Origin of the sequence: Microbacterium sp. NPDC090014 (assembly GCF_044748285.1) — a bacterium.
In the GTDB taxonomy this organism is placed as follows: Bacteria; Actinomycetota; Actinomycetes; order Actinomycetales; family Microbacteriaceae; genus Microbacterium.
Map to the genome: position 1 here is coordinate 2701777 of NZ_JBIVFS010000001.1, position 16202 is coordinate 2717978.

Genomic DNA, 16202 nt, shown 5'->3' on the forward strand with positions numbered 1-16202 from the left:
TCTAGGGCAACCTCACACCTGATTCATGCCAACCACGCAGGTTGGCGGAGGGGTTCGGATCAGTGGAAGCTGTCTCCGCAGGCGCAGCTGCCTGCGGCGTTGGGGTTGTCGATCGTGAAGCCCTGCTCCGAGATCGTGTCCTTGAAGTCGATGGAGGCGCCGTCGAGGTACGGGACGCTCATGTTGTCGATGATGACCTCGACGCCGTCGAAGTCGACGGTCTCGTCGCCCTCGAGGAATCGCTCGTCGAAGTACAGCTGGTAGATCAGGCCGGAGCATCCGCCGGGCTGAACGGCTACGCGCAGACGCAGGTCATCGCGGCCCTCCTGCTCGAGAAGGTTCTTGACCTTCGTGGCCGCGGCATCGGTCAGCTTCACGCCGTGCGCCTGGGTGGTCTCTGCCGAAGTCAGTGTGGTGTCGCTCATGTCGCTCCTTGTGACGGGCCGCGCTTGCACGGCTGGTATCTCGATTTTACCCTCAGGCTCGCGGATGCGGCTCAGATGATGATGTCGTTCATGCGCGAGAGCAGCAGAGCCTCGGTCGCGACCGCATGGCGGAACGTGTCGAGGTGCAGCGATTCATTCGGGCTGTGGGCACGCGAGTGCGGGTCCTCGACGCCGGTCACGAGAATCTGCGCGTCGGGGAACTCCCGCACCAGATCAGCGATGAACGGGATCGAACCGCCGACGCCGAGGTCGACCGGCGGCACACCGTACCCGTCGCGCATCGCATCGCGGGTGAGGGCGACCGCCCAGCCGCTGGTGTCGACGAGGAAGCCGTTTCCCAGGTCGACGTCGGTGAAGGTCAGCTCCGCACCGAACGGCGCGTTCGCGCGCAGATGCGCCTCGAGGGCGGCATACGCCTCCTCCCCCGTCTGCCCTGGCGCGACGCGCGCGCTCACGACCACCGTCACCTCGGGAAGGAGGGTGTTCGACGCCGCGGCGACGCTCGTCGCATCGATCCCGATGACCGTGACCGCCGGCTTGTTCCAGATCCGGCTGAGAATGCTCCCGCCGCCGACCGGAGACGTGCCAGGAAGAAGACCCGCTTCATCGCGGAGCGTCTCCTCGGTGTACTCCGGCGTCGGCGCGTCGCGCTCGGTCATCCCCTCGACGGCGACGGAGCCGTCCTCGTTCCAGAGCGTGGCGAGCATCCTCACCGTGGCCATCATGGCGTCCGGAACCGCTCCGCCGAACATGCCCGAGTGGGACGCGTGGTCGAGGGTGCGCACGCGCACGGTGAAGCGCGCATTGCCACGGAGCGAGACGGTGAGGCCGGGGGTGACCGAATCCCAGTTGCCAGAGTCGGCGACCACGATCGCATCCGCCCGGAGCGCTTCCTTGTTGTCCGCGAGGAACTGAGCGAAGGAGCGCGATCCGTACTCCTCCTCCCCCTCGATGAACATCGCGATCCCGAGCTCGAGTTCGTCTCCGACGACCTCGGCCACAGCGCGGATCGCGGCGATGTGCGCCATGATGCCCGCTTTGTCATCGGCGGCTCCGCGCCCGTACAGGCGTCCGTCGCGCACCGTTGGTTCGAACGGCGGCGTCTCCCACAGCGCGTCGTCTCCCGGAGGCTGCACGTCGTGGTGCGCGTAGAGCAGGATCGTCGGCTTGCCGTTGCGCGCAGCACGCGTCGCGAGCACGGCAGGCTGCCCGTGCTCGTCGGTGCCGGGGATCGCGGCGCGCAGCACTCGCACGTCGTCGAAGACCCCCGTCGCCGTCGCGAGCGCGGCGACCGCCTCCGAGCTGCGTTCGAGCTGTGTCTGGTCGAACGCAGGCCAGGCCATGCCGGGGATGCGGACGAGTGCGCCCAGGTCGCTCAGCGCGGCCGGGAACCCTGTGGCTGCGGCCTCGAGGACGGCCGGCTCGCGTTCGCTGGACAGATTCTGGTCGCCGGGCTGGGCAGGAGATGTCATGCGAGTAATCTTAAGGTGATCCGCCTTCACTGAACCGAGGAACCTCGTGGCCACTACCCCTGTCCCCCCTTCGACGAACGACGACGCCGCCGAGACGACCGCGTCGGGCAAGGGACGCGCGACGCCGACCCGGGCCGAGCAGGAAGCGGCCCGCCGCCGTCCTCTGGTCGCGAACACCAAGGAGGCCAAGGCCGCAGCGCGCGCCGAGCTCAGCGAGCGACGCAACCGCGCGCAGGCCGGTCTGGCGGCCGGCGAGGAGAAGTACCTCCCGGCTCGCGACAAGGGCCCGCAGCGCCGCTGGGTCCGCGACTACGTGGACGCCGGATGGCACCCCGCCGAGTTCGTGATGGGCGTCATGGTGCTCGTCATCCTCATCTCGCTCCTTCCGGCCAACCTCGCCATCGGCGGCTTCGCGATCGCCGGCTGGGCGTACCTGGTCATGATGGCGTACCTGATCCTCGCGATCGGCGGCATGATCCTGCTGGGGATGCGCGTCAAGCGCAAGGTCGCCGCGAAGTTCGGCAAGGACCGCATGGAGCGCGGTCTCGGCTGGTACGCCGCGATGCGGTCGCTGCAGATGCGGTTCATGCGTCTGCCCAAGCCGCAGGTCAAGCGCGGCGACCGCCCCGCCTGATCCCCTGAATCATCGAGAGAGGCGGGGGGGGGGGGGGGGGGGGGGGGGGGGGGGGGCCGGCGGGGGGGGGGGGGGGCGGGGGGGGGGGCCCCCCCCCCCCCCGCCCGCGCCCCCCCCCCCCCCCCCCCCCCCCCCCCCCCCCCCCCCCGGCCCCCCCCCCCCCCCCCCACCCCCCCCCCCCCCGCCTCTCTTGTTCGTACGCGCAGCTTCTCAGCGTGCGACCAGGCCCCGGTTGATCTCGCGTCCCCAGAACGGACCGCGGTACAGGAACGCCGTGTAGCCCTGCACGAGCGTCGCGCCCGCTTCGAGTCGCTCCTGCACGTCCGCGGGCGTCTCCACTCCCCCGACGGCGATGACGCAGAACTCGGCGGGCACGGTCGAGCGAACCAGACGCAGCACCTGAAGCGAGCGCTCCTTGAGGGGCGCGCCGGAGAGGCCGCCCGCTCCGATGCCCGCGACCGTCGCCGCGTCCGTCGTGAGTCCATCCCTGCTGATCGTTGTGTTGTGCGCGATGATGCCGGCGAGGCCCTCGCCGACGGCGAGCTTCGCGATCGCGGCGATCTCGTCGTCAGCCAGATCGGGGGCGATCTTGACGAGCAGCGGAGTCTTTCCGGATGCCGCGCGCACCGCCCTGAGCAGCGGAGCCAGGGTCTCCACCGCCTGCAGTCCCCGAAGACCCGGGGTGTTCGGGGACGAGACGTTGACGGCCAGGTAGTCGGCCAGCGGGGCCAGCCGCGTCGCCGAAGCGACGTAGTCGGCAGTGGCGTCCTCGACGTCGACGACACGGCTCTTGCCGATGTTGACTCCGATGACCGTGTCAGGGGCGCCGCGACGCAACCGCGCGAGGCGCCGGGCCGCGGCATCCGCGCCCTCGTTGTTGAATCCCATGCGGTTGATGACCGCACGATCGGCGATCAGCCGGAACAGTCGGGGCTTCGGGTTGCCCTCCTGCGGGATCGCGGTGACGGTGCCGACCTCGACGTGGCCGAAGCCGAGCGCTGCAAGACCGCGGACACCGATCGCGTTCTTGTCGAACCCGGCGGCGATGCCGAAGGGCGAGGAGAAGCTCAGTCCGAGTGCGTCCACACGCAGCGACGGATCCGGCTTCGTCAGTGCCCGCGTCGCCCAGGAGAGCGGCGGCACTCCGAGCACGCGGATCACCGCCATACCGGCGTGATGGGCGAACTCGGGGTCGAAGCGCGACAGGACAGCGCGAAAGAGCAGCGGATACATCCCTGCCAGATTACCGGTCGGCAGGCTCCGGCTTGACGTGGTCGGCACGCAGATCCGTGATGGCGCTCTCGAAATCCTCGAGCGAGTCGAAAGCCTGATACACGCTCGCGAACCGCAGGTATGCGACCTCATCGAGGTCGCGGAGGGGTCCGAGGATGGCCAAGCCGATCTCGTTCGTATCGAGCTGCGAGACACCTGTCTGCCGCACGGCCTCCTCGACACGCTGAGCGAGGACCGCCAGATCGGCCTCGGTCACGGGGCGCCCCTGACACGCCTTGCGCACGCCGGAGATCACCTTCTCGCGACTGAACGGCTCCATGACGCCCGAACGCTTGATGACGTTGAGGCTGGCCGTCTCGGTGGTCGTGAAACGCCCGCCGCACTCAGGGCACTGACGACGGCGCCTGATCGAGAGACCGTCGTCGCTGGTGCGGGAATCGATGACGCGAGAGTCCGAGTGACGGCAGAAGGGGCAGTGCATCTGACCGATCCTACGCGGTGAAACGCGCCTCGATCGCCTCGCCGTGCGCGGGGAGCACTTCGGTCTCGGCGAGGGCGACGACCCCTTCACGGACCTCGGCCAGGGCGGCCCGATCGTAGAAGATCACCTGCTGCGGACGAAGGAACGTGTAGGCGCCGAGTCCCGGCGCATAGCGCGCCTGTCCCCCGGTCGGCAGAACATGGTTGCTGCCCGCCATGTAGTCGCCCAGACTCACCGGCGTGTGGTCGCCGACGAACACCGCACCTGCGCTCGTGAAGCTGCCGGCGGCGTCCTCGGCATCCTCGAGGTGCAGTTCGAGGTGCTCGGGAGCGTAGGCATTGCTGAACGCCGTGGCCATGGCACGGTCGTCGACGAGCACGATCGCGGACTGCGGTCCGTCGAGAGCTGCGGCCACCCGGGTCGCGTGACGGGTCGCGCCGGCCTGCCGCGCCACCTCTTCGGCGACACGATCGGCGAGCTGAGGCGAGTCGGTGACGAGGACGGCCGAAGCCTGCTCGTCGTGCTCGGCCTGACTGACGAGGTCGGCGGCGATGAGACGCGGGTCGGCGGCGGCATCTGCGACGACGAGGATCTCGGTGGCCCCCGCCTCGGAATCCGTGCCGACGACCCCGGCCACCGCCCGCTTGGCGGAGGCGACGTAGTTGTTGCCGGGCCCTGACAGCACGTCGACCGGGTCGAGTCCGATGCCGGCGACGCCGTGCGCGAAGGAACCGATGGCGCCGGCGCCGCCGATGGCGTACACCTCCGTGATGCCGAGGAGGCCTGCCGCGGCGAGGATCGTGGAGTGGACGCGACCTCCCTGATCCGCCTGGGGCGGTGAAGCGAGCGCGATCTGCTCGACGCCCGCGACCTGGGCGGGGACGACGTTCATGATGACGCTGGAGGGATACACCGCCTTGCCGCCGGGGATGTACACGCCCGCGCGGTGAACAGGCTGCCAGCGTTGGGTGATCGTCGCGCCGGCGCCGATCCGGGTGATCCGACGTTCGGGAACCTGGGCTTCGGAGGCGATGCGCACCCGGCGGATCGCCTCGTCGAGGGCATCGCGGACAGCAGGCGCGAGGGTCTCGAGAGCATCGGCGATGTGCTGCGCGGGCACGCGGATCTCATGACCCGTGACACGATCGAAGCGTTCAGCCTGCTCGCGCAGCGCCTCTTCGCCGCGCTCGCGCACGTCGTCGACGATACGCGTGGCGGTGTCGAGAGCCTCGGCCCGTGCCTGGGTGGCTCGCGGCACGGCCGCGAGCATGTCAGCCGGCGAGAGCGTGCGCCCTCGCAGATCGATCGTGCGCAAGATCAGCCCTTCGTGATGTCTGAGATGTCGTGCAGGTAGCCGATGCGACCGTCGTCGTGTCGGATGACATAGGCGCCACCGCGGTCCTCGATGACGAGCGCCCACGCATTCGGTCCGATTCGGAAGATGACCTCGCCGCGTTCGTCATGCACGTCCCGCTCGGTCGGCGCGAGGATCCAGAAGGGCTGCGGGGTCGAGTAGGCGTCCTGAGGGCTCGTCGCGGCGAAGTCCGAGTCGTGTTCGACGGCGGGGAACGCGGTCGTCTCGGGCGACGAGACATCGCGCGCGGTCGCACCGAGAAGCGACTCGATGCTTCCGGTGTCGGACACGATCTCGGGTTCCTGGCCGCGCGACCGGCGCGAGTACGCCGGGGTGTACTCCTCATCGGAGGTCGTCTCCTCGGTCCCGGTCCCCCCGCCCGACGCGTGGGAGGACAGTGGCACCTGCTCGGCGATATCGAGACGGGCGACCTCATCGGTCGCCTGCTCACGGGACAGTTCGACGTCGATCCCCTCCGCCGAGGGTGTCGTGTAGGCGGTCGGGGCAGCGTCCGTCGCGTAGGCCGTCGGTGCGGCGTCCGTCCCGTAGGCCGTCGGCGCGGCGTCCGTCCCGTAGGCGTCCGTCACGTAGGCCGTCGGTGCAGCGTCCGTCGCGTAGGCCGTCGGCGCGGCATCCGTCGCGGCGGTGTGGGCCTCAGGAGCGACATCGCTCGACGAGGCGGGCGATGCGTACGACGCAGGTCGCAGGTCCGTGTCGGCCGAAGTATCGGCCTCGACGGCGACGGGAGCGTCGGCGCCCGGGGCGGCAGGCTCGGGGCGGGGACGCGCGATGACCGGTCGGACCGGATTGGCGTTGCGGTGCGCGAGCGTGACGAGTCGGCCCTGGAAGTCTTCCTTGAGGCCGGGCACCAGCGGAGCGAAGACCGTGAGGACGACGAGCGCGAGCGCTGCGAGCAGCTGAACGACGCCGTTCCAGGGCAGCCCGAAGACACCGAACTCGATCGCGAACGCGACGGCGTTCCAGAGTGCGCCGAGCCAGAAGACCGCTGAGACGGAGAACGCCACGGAAGCGAACTGGTCGATCCCCAGCGAGCCGACCCGGCGGATGCCGTCGGGTGAGAAACGGCGGAGGACCAGCAGGAACACGGCGACCGTCGGCACGCCGATCGGGAGGACCCACTGGATTCCAGCACCCCAGATGGACGAGTCCCCGACGTACGGGAAGAACGACGCGATGAAGGCGATCAGCCACACGCCGACGATGAGCAGCTCCCGCAGGGTGAATCCGAGGATGCCGTACTCCGGCGTCACCTCATCGTCATAGAGGACGCCGTCGTCATCGGAGAAGTCCTCGTCGAGAGGTGACTCGTCTGACGCCGACGACCGGTCTGCAGCTGAGTCGTCACTGTTCAGGAAGGGTGATTCCGTGCTCATGGGGAGGGTCCTTTCGCCACGGTGCAGAGCCTTAGTCGTCGTGCACCCAAACGCGTCCCGATACTACCCGGTGCGTCCGTGAGGACCCATCGAGCGGCAGCGCCCGCTGGTGCTCAGCCCAGGCAGGTCGGCCCGAGCAGCGATTTGAGATCTCCGAACAGATCGGCCGAGACCTTGACCGGCATCGGCACGTCGAAGACCTTCGCCGTGCCGCCGCGGTGCACCCGCAGCACGACCTCGGTGTCCCCGTTGTGACGGCGCAGCACGTCGGCGAGCTCGTGCATCACCCGCTCCGTCGCCCTCTGCTCGGCGAGCACGAGCGAGAGCGGACCCGCGGCGTCGAAGGAACCGACATCCGGCGCGAACGCCGACTGCGCATGCAGGTTGAGTCCGTCATCACGCTTCGACACCCGGCCGCGCACGGCGAGGATCGAGTCCTGCTGCAGGATGTGCTGGAACTCGGTGTACGTCTTGCCCATGAACATGACCGTCACCTCGCCGTTGAAGTCCTCGACGGTGATCATTCCGTACGGATTGCCACTGGCCTTCGCGACGCGATGCTGCACGCTCGTGACGAGACCGGCGACGGTGACCTGCTCACCGTCCTGCATGTCCTCCGAGTTGATGAGGTTGTGGATCGAGATCGACGCGTGCTTCGCCAGAGGCACCTCGAGCCCGGCCAGGGGGTGGTCCGACACGTAGAGCCCGAGCATCTCGCGCTCGAAAGCGAGCTTGTCCTTCTTGATCCATTCGGGGCGGGCGGGCACCTTGGCAGGCGGCGCCTCTTCCATTCCGTCGTACAGACTGTCGAAGTCGAAGCCGATCGCACCCTGTGCTTCGTTCCGCTTGCGATCCACAGCCGCCTCGACGGCATCCTCGTGGACTTCGAGCAGCGCACGGCGCGAGTCGCCCATCGAGTCGAACGCGCCGGCCTTGATCAGAGACTCGACCGTGCGCTTGTTCGAGACGTGCAGCGGGACCTTCTCGAGGAAGTGATGGAACGAGGAGAATCGCTCATCCTTGCGGGCCGCGATGATGCCCTCGACCACGTTGCTGCCGACGTTGCGGACGGCACCGAGCCCGAATCGGATGTCGTCGCCGACAGCGGCGAAGTACTTGATCGACTCTGAGACATCGGGCGGCAGCACCTTGATGCCCATTCGACGGCACTCGTTGAGATAGAGCGCCATCTTGTCTTTCGAGTCGCCGACGCTGGTGAGCAGCGCGGCCATGTACTCGGCGGGATAGTGCGCCTTGAGGTAGGCGGTCCAGTACGAGACGACCCCGTATGCCGCCGAGTGCGCTTTGTTGAAGGCGTAGTCCGAGAACGGGAGGAGGATCTCCCAGATCGCGTTGACGGCACCGTCGGAGTACCCGTTCGCGTGCATGCCGGCTTGGAAGCCCTCGAACTGCTTGTCGAGCTCGGACTTCTTCTTCTTGCCCATCGCTCGGCGCAGGATGTCGGCCTGGCCGAGCGAGAACCCGGCCACGCGCTGGGCGATGGCCATCACCTGCTCCTGGTAGATGATCAGGCCGTAGGACTCGTCGAGGATGTCGGCGAGCGATTCGGTGAACTCCGGGTGGATCGGTGTGATCGGCTGCTGGCCGTTCTTGCGCAGCGCATAGTTCGTGTGCGAGTTCGCACCCATCGGACCCGGGCGGTACAGCGCGATGAGCGCGGAGATGTCGCCGAAGTTGTCCGGACGCATCAGGCGCATCAGCGATCGCATCGGCCCGCCGTCGAGCTGGAAGACGCCGAGCGATTCGCCGCGACCGAGCAGCTCGTAGGCGCCGCGGTCATCCAGGGCGAGGTGTTCGAGGTCGAGCTCCTCCCCGCGGTTGGTGCGGATGTTGTCGAGAGCGTCCGAGATGATCGTGAGGTTGCGGAGCCCCAGGAAGTCCATCTTGATCAGCCCGAGCGACTCGCAGGACGGGTAGTCGAACTGGGTGACGATCTGGCCGTCCTGCTCGCGGCGCATGATCGGGATGATGTCGAGCAGGGGCTCGGACGACATGATCACACCGGCGGCGTGCACGCCCCACTGGCGCTTCAGACCTTCGAGACCGAGGGCGCGGTCGAAGACCGTCTTCGCCTCGGGATCGGTCTCGATGAGCGCACGGAACTCGCTCGCCTCCTTGTAGCGGGGGTGCGCCGAGTCGAACATGCCGTCGAGAGGCATGTCCTTGCCCATGACGGGCGGCGGCATCGCCTTCGTCAGCCGCTCGCCCATGCTGAACGGGAATCCCAGCACACGCCCCGCATCCTTCAGAGCCTGCTTCGACTTGATCGTGCCGTAGGTGACGATCTGAGCGACACGCTCGGAGCCGTACTTCCTCGTCACGTAGTCGATGACCTCGCCGCGGCGACGGTCATCGAAGTCGACGTCGAAGTCGGGCATCGAGACGCGGTCGGGGTTGAGGAAGCGCTCGAAGATGAGACCGTGCTCGAGCGGGTCGAGGTCGGTGATCTTCATGGCGTAGGCGACCATCGACCCGGCGCCCGAGCCACGGCCCGGACCGACGCGGATTCCGTTGTCCTTCGCCCAGTTGATGAAGTCGGCGACGACGAGGAAGTAGCCGGGGAACCCCATCTGCAGGATGATGCCGGTCTCGTACTCGGCCTGCTTGCGCACCTTGTCGGGGATGCCGCTCGGGTATCGGTAGTGGAGGCCCGCTTCGACCTCCTTGATGAGCCAGCTGTCCTCCGTCTCGCCGTCCGGCACGGGGAAGCGCGGCATGTAGTTGGCCGCGGTGTTGAATTCGACTTCGCACCGCTCGGCGATGAGCAGCGTGTTGTCGCAGGCCTCGGGGTGGTCGCGGAACAGCTGACGCATCTCTGCGGCGGTCTTGATGTAGTATCCGTCGCCGTCGAACTTGAACCGGTTGGGATCGTCGAGCGTCGAACCGGACTGCACGCACAGCAGCGCCTCATGGGCATCGGCCTCATGCTGGTGCGTGTAGTGCGAGTCGTTGGTGCCGACGAGCGGGATGTTCAGATCCTTGGCGAGCCGGATCAGATCGGTCATGACCCTGCGCTCGATGGAGAGACCGTGATCCATAATCTCGGCGAAGTAGTTCTCCTTGCCGAACAGGTCCTGGAACTCGGCGGCCGCCGCACGTGCGGCGTCGTACTGGCCGAGGCGCAGTCGCGTCTGGATCTCACCCGAGGGGCATCCTGTGGTGGCGATCAGGCCCTTGCCGTATGTCTGCAGGAGCTCCCGGTCCATGCGGGGCTTGAAGTAGTAGCCCTCCATGCTCGACAGCGAGCTGAGACGGAACAGGTTGTGCATCCCCTGCGTGCTCTCGCTCCACATCGTCATGTGGGTGTAGGCACCGGAGCCGGAGACATCGTCGCTCTTCTGATCCGGGGAGCCCCATTGCACACGCGTCTTGTCGCTGCGATGCGTGCCGGGAGTCACATAGGCCTCGAGACCGATGATCGGCTTGACGCCCGCGGCGTTCGCCGCCTTGTAGAACTCGAACGCCGCGAAGGTGTTGCCGTGATCGGTCACGGCGATGGCCGGCATGTCGTAATCTGCCGCCGCCTGCGTCATCGCCGCGATCTTCGCCGCCCCGTCGAGCATCGAGTACTCGCTGTGCACGTGCAGGTGGACGAAGGAGTCGGATGCCATGCCTTCGAGTCTACTTTCGGCATCCGACATCGAGCGTCGCCGCACCTGCCGCTCCGGGGTCCCGCATCGCTTCAGGGGAGCGAGTCCACGACGCTCACGGTGAAGACGTGCCTCTCGTCTGCCAGGGAGGCGGGGATCAGCGAAGAGGCGACGTCGAGCACCGCGGTCGTCTCCGTGACGAGCCCCGTGGTCGTGTCGATCGTGATCGAGCGCCGCTGAACCGCTGGCTGACCCGCCAGAGCCTCTGTCGACGCCGAGAACCGCAGCGTCGCCGAGGTCGCATCGGCGGACACGATCTCAGACCCGGAAAGCATGCTGAGGGCGTCGTACATCGTCGCCCGCTCAGCCCCCGACCCCATGTTGTACGACAGAAGCTCCATGAGGACCCACCCGACCTTGTAGTCCTGATCGCCCGCGACGATCCCCTGATTCTCTCGGATCCACGCGATGAGCGCCGCCGGGTCCGTGGGCATCGCCGAGAAGAACGCCACGAGCCCGTACCCGTCCGGGGTGGCCCAGGGTGCTGACGGCCCGTTCGAGAAGTACGGATCGCCGCCCGAGGCCATCGCCTCCTTGTGCGCCTGGGCGAGCGCCGCGGCGTCCGGCCCGAAGGTGTCGCTCACCGTCCAGGGCTGATCGGTGGCGAAGAACCACTGCTGCGTCGGGTCGGCCGGCGCATAGGAGTTCCAGGAGGAGCTTCCGCGCCAGGCGTTCTGAGCGTTCGACCGATCCGCCTGATACTGCCCGCCGTTCGGATCGGGCTGGTGATAGACGATCTGCTCCGACTGCGTGTGCACGCGCAGGTACTGTCCCGGTGCCAACGTCAGGCCGGTGAACGACCGAGCCGCAGTCGCGGCGGCGCCGAAGGCCCCCGCAGCCGTCATCGGCTCCTGTGTCGGCGCGGGCGTCGGCGACGGCTTCAGCGTCTGTCCTGGCTCCCGCGTCGGAACGGCCTCGATCACGGGCTTCGGCTGTTCGGTGAGCCCCGTGATCACCAGCACGCCCGCCGTGGCCGCCAGTGCGGCGCCCACGAGCACGCCGGCCACGAGCCGCTTCGGTGCGGCAGGGCGAGCGGACACCGAGGTCTTCCCCGCGGCGATCTCGCTCATCAGTCGAGCGCGGGCCGAGTCGAGATGCGAGTCCACACCATCGACATCCGGCTTGGTCTTCTGAACCTTCTCAAACACGTCCACGGACTTCTCCTTCCTGCTGCATCTCGAACGAACGGGCCTTTCGCGCCGGATCGAGTCGCGTGCGAACGCGATTCAACCGGGAGCGCACGGTGCCCACAGGCACACCGAGAGTCTCCGCGATGTCTCCGTAGCTCAGCCCCTGCCAGGCGTAGAGCAGAAGCGTCTCCCGATCCTTCGGGGACAACGCCGCGATCTTCTGCCGCAGGGCCCGCACTTCGCGCTCGGCGTCCACGCGCCGCATCGCGTCATCGAGTCCACCGAGCGACGTATGGTCCTCCCCGACGACCGCGGCGAACGAGCGCCAATGCCGTGCCTCGACGGCTCTGTGCCGACGGATGAGCCGCGAGGCGATTCCGAGCAGCCAGGGAGAGGCTGAGTGCTTGCTCAGGTCGAAGTCCCCTCGACGGCGGAAGGCGACGAGAAAGGTCTCGCTGAGCACGTCCTCGGCGGCATGGGCACCCACCCGATATGTCGCGAACGCGTTCACCGCACGTGCATGTCGGTCGAACAGCTCGGCGAACGCCTCAGGCCGACTCAGCGACCGCCGGATGATCTCACTGTCTGTGCTCACACTATGTATTGCCTCTGACGTGCAGTCGGGTTCACGCTTTCTTCGATCCGTTGCGCGGATCTCGCAGATCGAGTCGCATGAGCACCCGCGGGAAGCCGTCGAGCGTCGAGCCGGTGTCGGCCGCCTTCGCGAATCCGGCACTCTCGAAGAGCCCCATCGTGCCGACGTAGGCCATTGTGAGATTCACCGTCTCGCCACGGTTGTCGACCGGATACCCCTCGATCGCGGGGGCGCCGCTCTTCTTCGCATGAGCCACCGCTCCGTCGATCAGAGCGTGCGAGATGCCCTGTTTCCGATGGCCTGGACGGACGCGGATGCACCAGAGCGACCACACATCGAGATCGTCGACATGCGGGATCAGTCTGTTGCGCGCGAAGCTCGTCTCCCTGCGCGGATGCACCGCCGCCCAGCCCACCGGTTCATCGTCGAGGTACGCGATCACGCCTGGAGGCGGATCCTGGTGGCAGAGCTCACGCACGCGCTCCGCTCGCTTCTCGCCTCGCAGCGCCCTGTTCTCGGCGCTGCCGATGCGGTAGCTCAGGCAGAAGCACACGTTCGACGTCGGCTTCTTGGGGCCGACGAGAGCAGCCACGTCGTCGAAGTCGGTACCGGGTCGCACCTCGATGCTCATGGGCTCAGTCTGACCCACACCGCCGACATCGACGGCGTCGATTCACTCGCCGCGCAGGATCTCCAGGGCACGTTCGAAATCCGCGGGGTACCCCGACTCGAACTGCACCCATTCCCCCGTCGCCGGGTGGGTGAAGGCGAGCTTGTGCGCGTGCAGCCACTGTCGGGTGAGTCCGAGCCGTGCCGACAGCGTCGGATCTGCTCCGTAGAGCGGGTCGCCCGCGCACGGGTGCCGCAGGGCCGCCATGTGCACGCGGATCTGGTGCGTGCGTCCGGTCTCGAGATGGATCTCGAGCAGCGAGGCACCCGGGAAGGCCTCGAGGGTCTCATAGTGGGTCACCGACGGTTTGCCGTCGGGAACGACGGCGAACTTCCAGGAGTGATTCGGATGCCGGCCGATCGGAGCATCGATCGTCCCCGTCAGCGGGTCGGGGTGCCCCTGGACGACGGCGTGATAGATCTTCTCCACCGTGCGCTCCTTGAACGCGTGCTTCAGCGACGAGTACGCCGTCTCGCTCTTGGCGACGACCATGAGCCCGCTGGTGCCGACATCCAGACGATGCACGATCCCCTGCCGCTCCGGAGCGCCACTCGTGGCGACCCGGAACCCCGCCGCTGCGAGAGCGCCGACGACGGTCGGCCCCTCCCATCCGAGCGAGGGATGAGCGGCGACGCCCGTGGGCTTGTCGACCACGACGATGTCGTCGTCGTCGTAGACGATTCCGAGTTCCGGAACCGCGATCGGGATGATCCGCGGCTCCTCCTTCGGCTGCCACTCCACCTCGAGCCACCCTCCGCCGCGCAGGCGATCGGACTTGTCGAGCGTCACCCCGTCGACGCGCACGCCGCCCGCCGAGGCGACCTCGGCGGCGAAGGTGCGCGAGAAGCCCAGCATCTTCGCGAGTGCCGCGTCGACGCGCGTCCCGTCCAGCCCGTCAGGAACGGGGAGGGTGCGGAATTCCATGCTCAGCGTCCGTCCGCGGCGGCGGCATCCGGAGAGGCGGTACCCGGGCGAGAGGTCTCGCCTCCGGTCTCCTCGGCCAACGCGGCAGCCTCGGCTTCGTCATCGGTCTCCACAGGAGCGTGGTCACGCTCCCGGGTGCCGTCGAAGCGGAGTCCCAGCACGACGAGCAGCGCGACCGAGATCATCCCGGTGACGATGAAGATGTCGGCGACGTTGAAGATCGCCGGCATCATCCACGGCATCGAGATCATGTCGACCACGTGCCCCATGGGGAAACCAGGATCGCGGAAGAGACGATCGGTGAGGTTTCCGAGCACTCCACCGAGCAGGCAGCCCAGGACGACGGCCCAGAGGCGTGACTGAAGACCCAGGGCCTTCCACACGATCACACCGGCCACCACCGCCAGAGCGATGGTGAAGATCCATGTGACATCGGATCCGAGCGAGAACGCTGCGCCGGGGTTGCGCACGTAGTACAGCTGAAGGAACTCACCGAGCACCGGCACCGGCTGCTGGAGCGGCAGGTTCTCGGTCGTGAGATACTTCACAAACTGATCGGCGGCCAGCACGATCGCTGCGAGAACCGCAACTATCGCGCCGGCCGCCGACCGACGAAGGGGACGGCGTCCTGGCAAAAGGACGACCTACAGTCCGATCGCGGAAACCGGAGTCGAGTCCGTCGACGCCGACTTCTCGTCGAGATCGCGGAGCTGACCCTCGATGTAGCCGCGCAGCTGCGAGCGGTAATCGCGCTCGAAGTTGCGGAGCTCGGTGATCCGGGCCTCGAGGGCGTTGCGCTCGCGCTCGAGACGAGCCGACTCTTCGCGCTGCTTGGCCTCGGCCTCCGTGCGGATGCGGTTGACCTCGCCTTCGGCCTCGGCGATGAGCTGGGCGCGCTTGGCCTCACCCTCGGCGACGTGCTCGTCGTGAAGGCGCTGAGCGAGCTCGATGATGCCGGCGGTCGCAGTCGCCGAACCCGACGGAGCGGGCTCCGCGGGAGCGGCAGCAGCAGGCGCAGGAGCCTCTTCGACCACGGCGGCGGGTGCCTCTGCAGCGGCTGCGGGAGCGGCCGGTGCATCGCCGGACTCGTACGCGGCCAGCTTGGCCTTGAGTTCGACGTTCTCTTCGAGGGCCTTGCGCCACTCGATGACGATCTCGTCGAGGAAGTCGTCGACCTCGTCCGGGTCGAAGCCGTCCTTGAAGCGGACGTGCTGGAACTGCTTGGTGACGACGTCATCCGGGGTAAGTGCCATGGTGGCTCCTTCGATGAGTTCGGTTGCCAGTTTGGAATGGCGTGGTCGAGATTCGGCGCGAACCCGGGGCGCGCACCTGGGAGCCAAGCATAGTCCCCGAGCCTGTCAGTCGCGATCCCGCGACACTCCAGAGCGCCGAAGTCCCAGGGGTCTCAGATGAAGCTTCGGACGACACTCATCAGGATCAGCACGATCAGGATGGTGATCGAGAAGCCGAAATCCAGGGAGAGCGAGCCGATTCGCAGAGGAGGGATGATCCGCCGGAAGAACCGGACGGGCGGATCGGTCACCGTGTAGACGAGCTCAGCCGCGACGAGTCCGGCGCCCTTCGGTCGCCACTCCCGATTGAACATCGGGATGTAGCTGAGAATGAGTCGGGCGAAGAGCACCAGCAGGTACAGCAGCAAAGCCAGATGTACGATGCTGGCGACGATGGAGACGACGAACCCCACGGTCTACGACTGGTCGAAGCCCGCGGACTCGGCGTCCGCGTGCGCGATTCCCCCGTGACCCGAGACCGCGATGTTCTCCGGCGACAGGAGGAAGACCTTCGACGTGACCCGCTCGATGCGGCCGTACAGGCCGAGCGAGAGTCCGGAGGCGAAATCGATCAGACGGCGGGCGTCCGCGTCGCTCATCTGCGAGAGATTGATGATGACCGGCACACCCTCGCGGAAGCTCTCCGCGATGAGCTGAGCATCGCGATACTGCTTCGGGTGCACGGTGAGGATCTCGTTCACTGCCCCTCCTGCGGGCTGGCGCACGGCGACGGGGCGCCGTAGCGGGGTCACGGGCGCGGGAGCGGGCTCCTCGCGTTCGCGCTCGCGGTGCGAGCGGGCCGGGGTCGGCTCCTCCTCGTAGACCTCTTCCTCGTCAGCGAGGCCGAGATACACCATGGTCTTCTTCAGCGGGTTACCCATCGTGTCCTCCGGTTCGAACGTGTCG

General features: G+C 67.6%; 16 protein-coding genes. 1 reads left to right on the top strand and 15 read right to left on the bottom strand.

What is annotated here, in order from left to right:
* Positions 1–59: 59 nt before the first annotated feature.
* Positions 60–425 (bottom strand): iron-sulfur cluster insertion protein ErpA, encoded by a 366-nt coding sequence (gene erpA, locus ACIPV5_RS12965; protein WP_053096720.1) that lies wholly within the window; start codon positions 423–425, stop codon positions 60–62.
* 71 nt (positions 426–496) lie between these two features.
* Positions 497–1918, bottom strand: a complete 1422-nt coding sequence (locus ACIPV5_RS12970) for a dipeptidase (RefSeq protein WP_400341159.1) — start codon at positions 1916–1918, stop codon at positions 497–499.
* Between the two features lie 46 nt (positions 1919–1964).
* Between ACIPV5_RS12970 and ACIPV5_RS12975 the strand changes: the two genes are divergently transcribed.
* Entirely contained in the window at positions 1965–2552 is a 588-nt protein-coding gene (locus ACIPV5_RS12975; RefSeq protein ID WP_053096724.1) for a DUF3043 domain-containing protein, read from the top strand.
* Between the two features lie 210 nt (positions 2553–2762).
* Here the strand turns inward: ACIPV5_RS12975 and ACIPV5_RS12980 are convergent, their stop codons facing one another.
* The 13 genes from ACIPV5_RS12980 to ACIPV5_RS13040 form a co-directional block, all read right to left on the bottom strand.
* On the bottom strand, positions 2763–3785 hold the full coding sequence (locus tag ACIPV5_RS12980; RefSeq protein ID WP_053096727.1) for a quinone-dependent dihydroorotate dehydrogenase: 1023 nt from the start codon (positions 3783–3785) through the stop codon (positions 2763–2765).
* 10 nt (positions 3786–3795) lie between these two features.
* A complete protein-coding gene (gene nrdR, locus ACIPV5_RS12985) occupies positions 3796–4266 on the bottom strand; it encodes a transcriptional regulator NrdR (protein ID WP_053096729.1) in 471 nt (156 codons plus the stop codon).
* A 10-nt stretch (positions 4267–4276) separates the two neighbouring features.
* Positions 4277–5584 (bottom strand): histidinol dehydrogenase, encoded by a 1308-nt coding sequence (gene hisD, locus ACIPV5_RS12990; protein WP_400341277.1) that lies wholly within the window; start codon positions 5582–5584, stop codon positions 4277–4279.
* On the bottom strand, positions 5584–7014 hold the full coding sequence (locus tag ACIPV5_RS12995; protein WP_400341160.1) for a hypothetical protein: 1431 nt from the start codon (positions 7012–7014) through the stop codon (positions 5584–5586). Before ACIPV5_RS12995 ends, hisD begins: the two co-directional genes overlap by 1 nt.
* 113 nt (positions 7015–7127) lie before the next feature.
* Positions 7128–10646 carry a DNA polymerase III subunit alpha gene (dnaE, locus tag ACIPV5_RS13000; RefSeq protein ID WP_053096735.1) on the bottom strand — a complete coding sequence of 1173 codons (3519 nt, stop codon included), beginning with the start codon at positions 10644–10646 and terminating at the stop codon, positions 7128–7130.
* 71 nt (positions 10647–10717) lie between these two features.
* Positions 10718–11839 (bottom strand): hypothetical protein, encoded by a 1122-nt coding sequence (locus tag ACIPV5_RS13005; protein ID WP_400341161.1) that lies wholly within the window; start codon positions 11837–11839, stop codon positions 10718–10720.
* Positions 11826–12410, bottom strand: coding sequence for an RNA polymerase sigma factor (locus ACIPV5_RS13010; RefSeq protein WP_400341162.1), 585 nt, complete (start codon positions 12408–12410; stop codon positions 11826–11828). Before ACIPV5_RS13010 ends, ACIPV5_RS13005 begins: the two co-directional genes overlap by 14 nt.
* Positions 12411–12441: 31 nt before the next feature.
* Positions 12442–13041 (bottom strand): GNAT family N-acetyltransferase, encoded by a 600-nt coding sequence (locus ACIPV5_RS13015; protein ID WP_400341164.1) that lies wholly within the window; start codon positions 13039–13041, stop codon positions 12442–12444.
* Between the two features lie 42 nt (positions 13042–13083).
* Positions 13084–14004: an RluA family pseudouridine synthase gene (locus ACIPV5_RS13020; RefSeq protein WP_053096743.1), complete on the bottom strand. Its 921-nt coding sequence runs from the start codon at positions 14002–14004 to the stop codon at positions 13084–13086.
* 2 nt (positions 14005–14006) lie between these two features.
* A complete protein-coding gene (lspA, locus tag ACIPV5_RS13025; RefSeq protein WP_072592313.1) occupies positions 14007–14597 on the bottom strand; it encodes a signal peptidase II in 591 nt (196 codons plus the stop codon).
* 51 nt (positions 14598–14648) lie between these two features.
* Positions 14649–15257: a DivIVA domain-containing protein gene (locus ACIPV5_RS13030; protein WP_053096747.1), complete on the bottom strand. Its 609-nt coding sequence runs from the start codon at positions 15255–15257 to the stop codon at positions 14649–14651.
* 152 nt (positions 15258–15409) lie between these two features.
* Positions 15410–15709 carry a YggT family protein gene (locus ACIPV5_RS13035; RefSeq protein WP_053096749.1) on the bottom strand — a complete coding sequence of 100 codons (300 nt, stop codon included), beginning with the start codon at positions 15707–15709 and terminating at the stop codon, positions 15410–15412.
* 3 nt (positions 15710–15712) lie between these two features.
* Positions 15713–16177, bottom strand: a complete 465-nt coding sequence (locus ACIPV5_RS13040) for a cell division protein SepF (RefSeq protein WP_053096751.1) — start codon at positions 16175–16177, stop codon at positions 15713–15715.
* Positions 16178–16202 lie beyond the last annotated feature (25 nt).

Coding starts and splice junctions, on each gene's coding strand:
- dnaE (WP_053096735.1), bottom strand. CDS start 10,646: ATGGCATCCGACTCCTTCGTCCACCTGCACGTGCACAGCGAGTACTCG.
- ACIPV5_RS12970 (WP_400341159.1), bottom strand. CDS start 1,918: ATGACATCTCCTGCCCAGCCCGGCGACCAGAATCTGTCCAGCGAACGC.
- ACIPV5_RS13030 (WP_053096747.1), bottom strand. CDS start 15,257: ATGGCACTTACCCCGGATGACGTCGTCACCAAGCAGTTCCAGCACGTC.
- erpA (WP_053096720.1), bottom strand. CDS start 425: ATGAGCGACACCACACTGACTTCGGCAGAGACCACCCAGGCGCACGGC.
- ACIPV5_RS12995 (WP_400341160.1), bottom strand. CDS start 7,014: ATGAGCACGGAATCACCCTTCCTGAACAGTGACGACTCAGCTGCAGAC.
- ACIPV5_RS13040 (WP_053096751.1), bottom strand. CDS start 16,177: ATGGGTAACCCGCTGAAGAAGACCATGGTGTATCTCGGCCTCGCTGAC.
- ACIPV5_RS13020 (WP_053096743.1), bottom strand. CDS start 14,004: ATGGAATTCCGCACCCTCCCCGTTCCTGACGGGCTGGACGGGACGCGC.
- nrdR (WP_053096729.1), bottom strand. CDS start 4,266: ATGCACTGCCCCTTCTGCCGTCACTCGGACTCTCGCGTCATCGATTCC.
- ACIPV5_RS12980 (WP_053096727.1), bottom strand. CDS start 3,785: ATGTATCCGCTGCTCTTTCGCGCTGTCCTGTCGCGCTTCGACCCCGAG.
- ACIPV5_RS13015 (WP_400341164.1), bottom strand. CDS start 13,041: ATGAGCATCGAGGTGCGACCCGGTACCGACTTCGACGACGTGGCTGCT.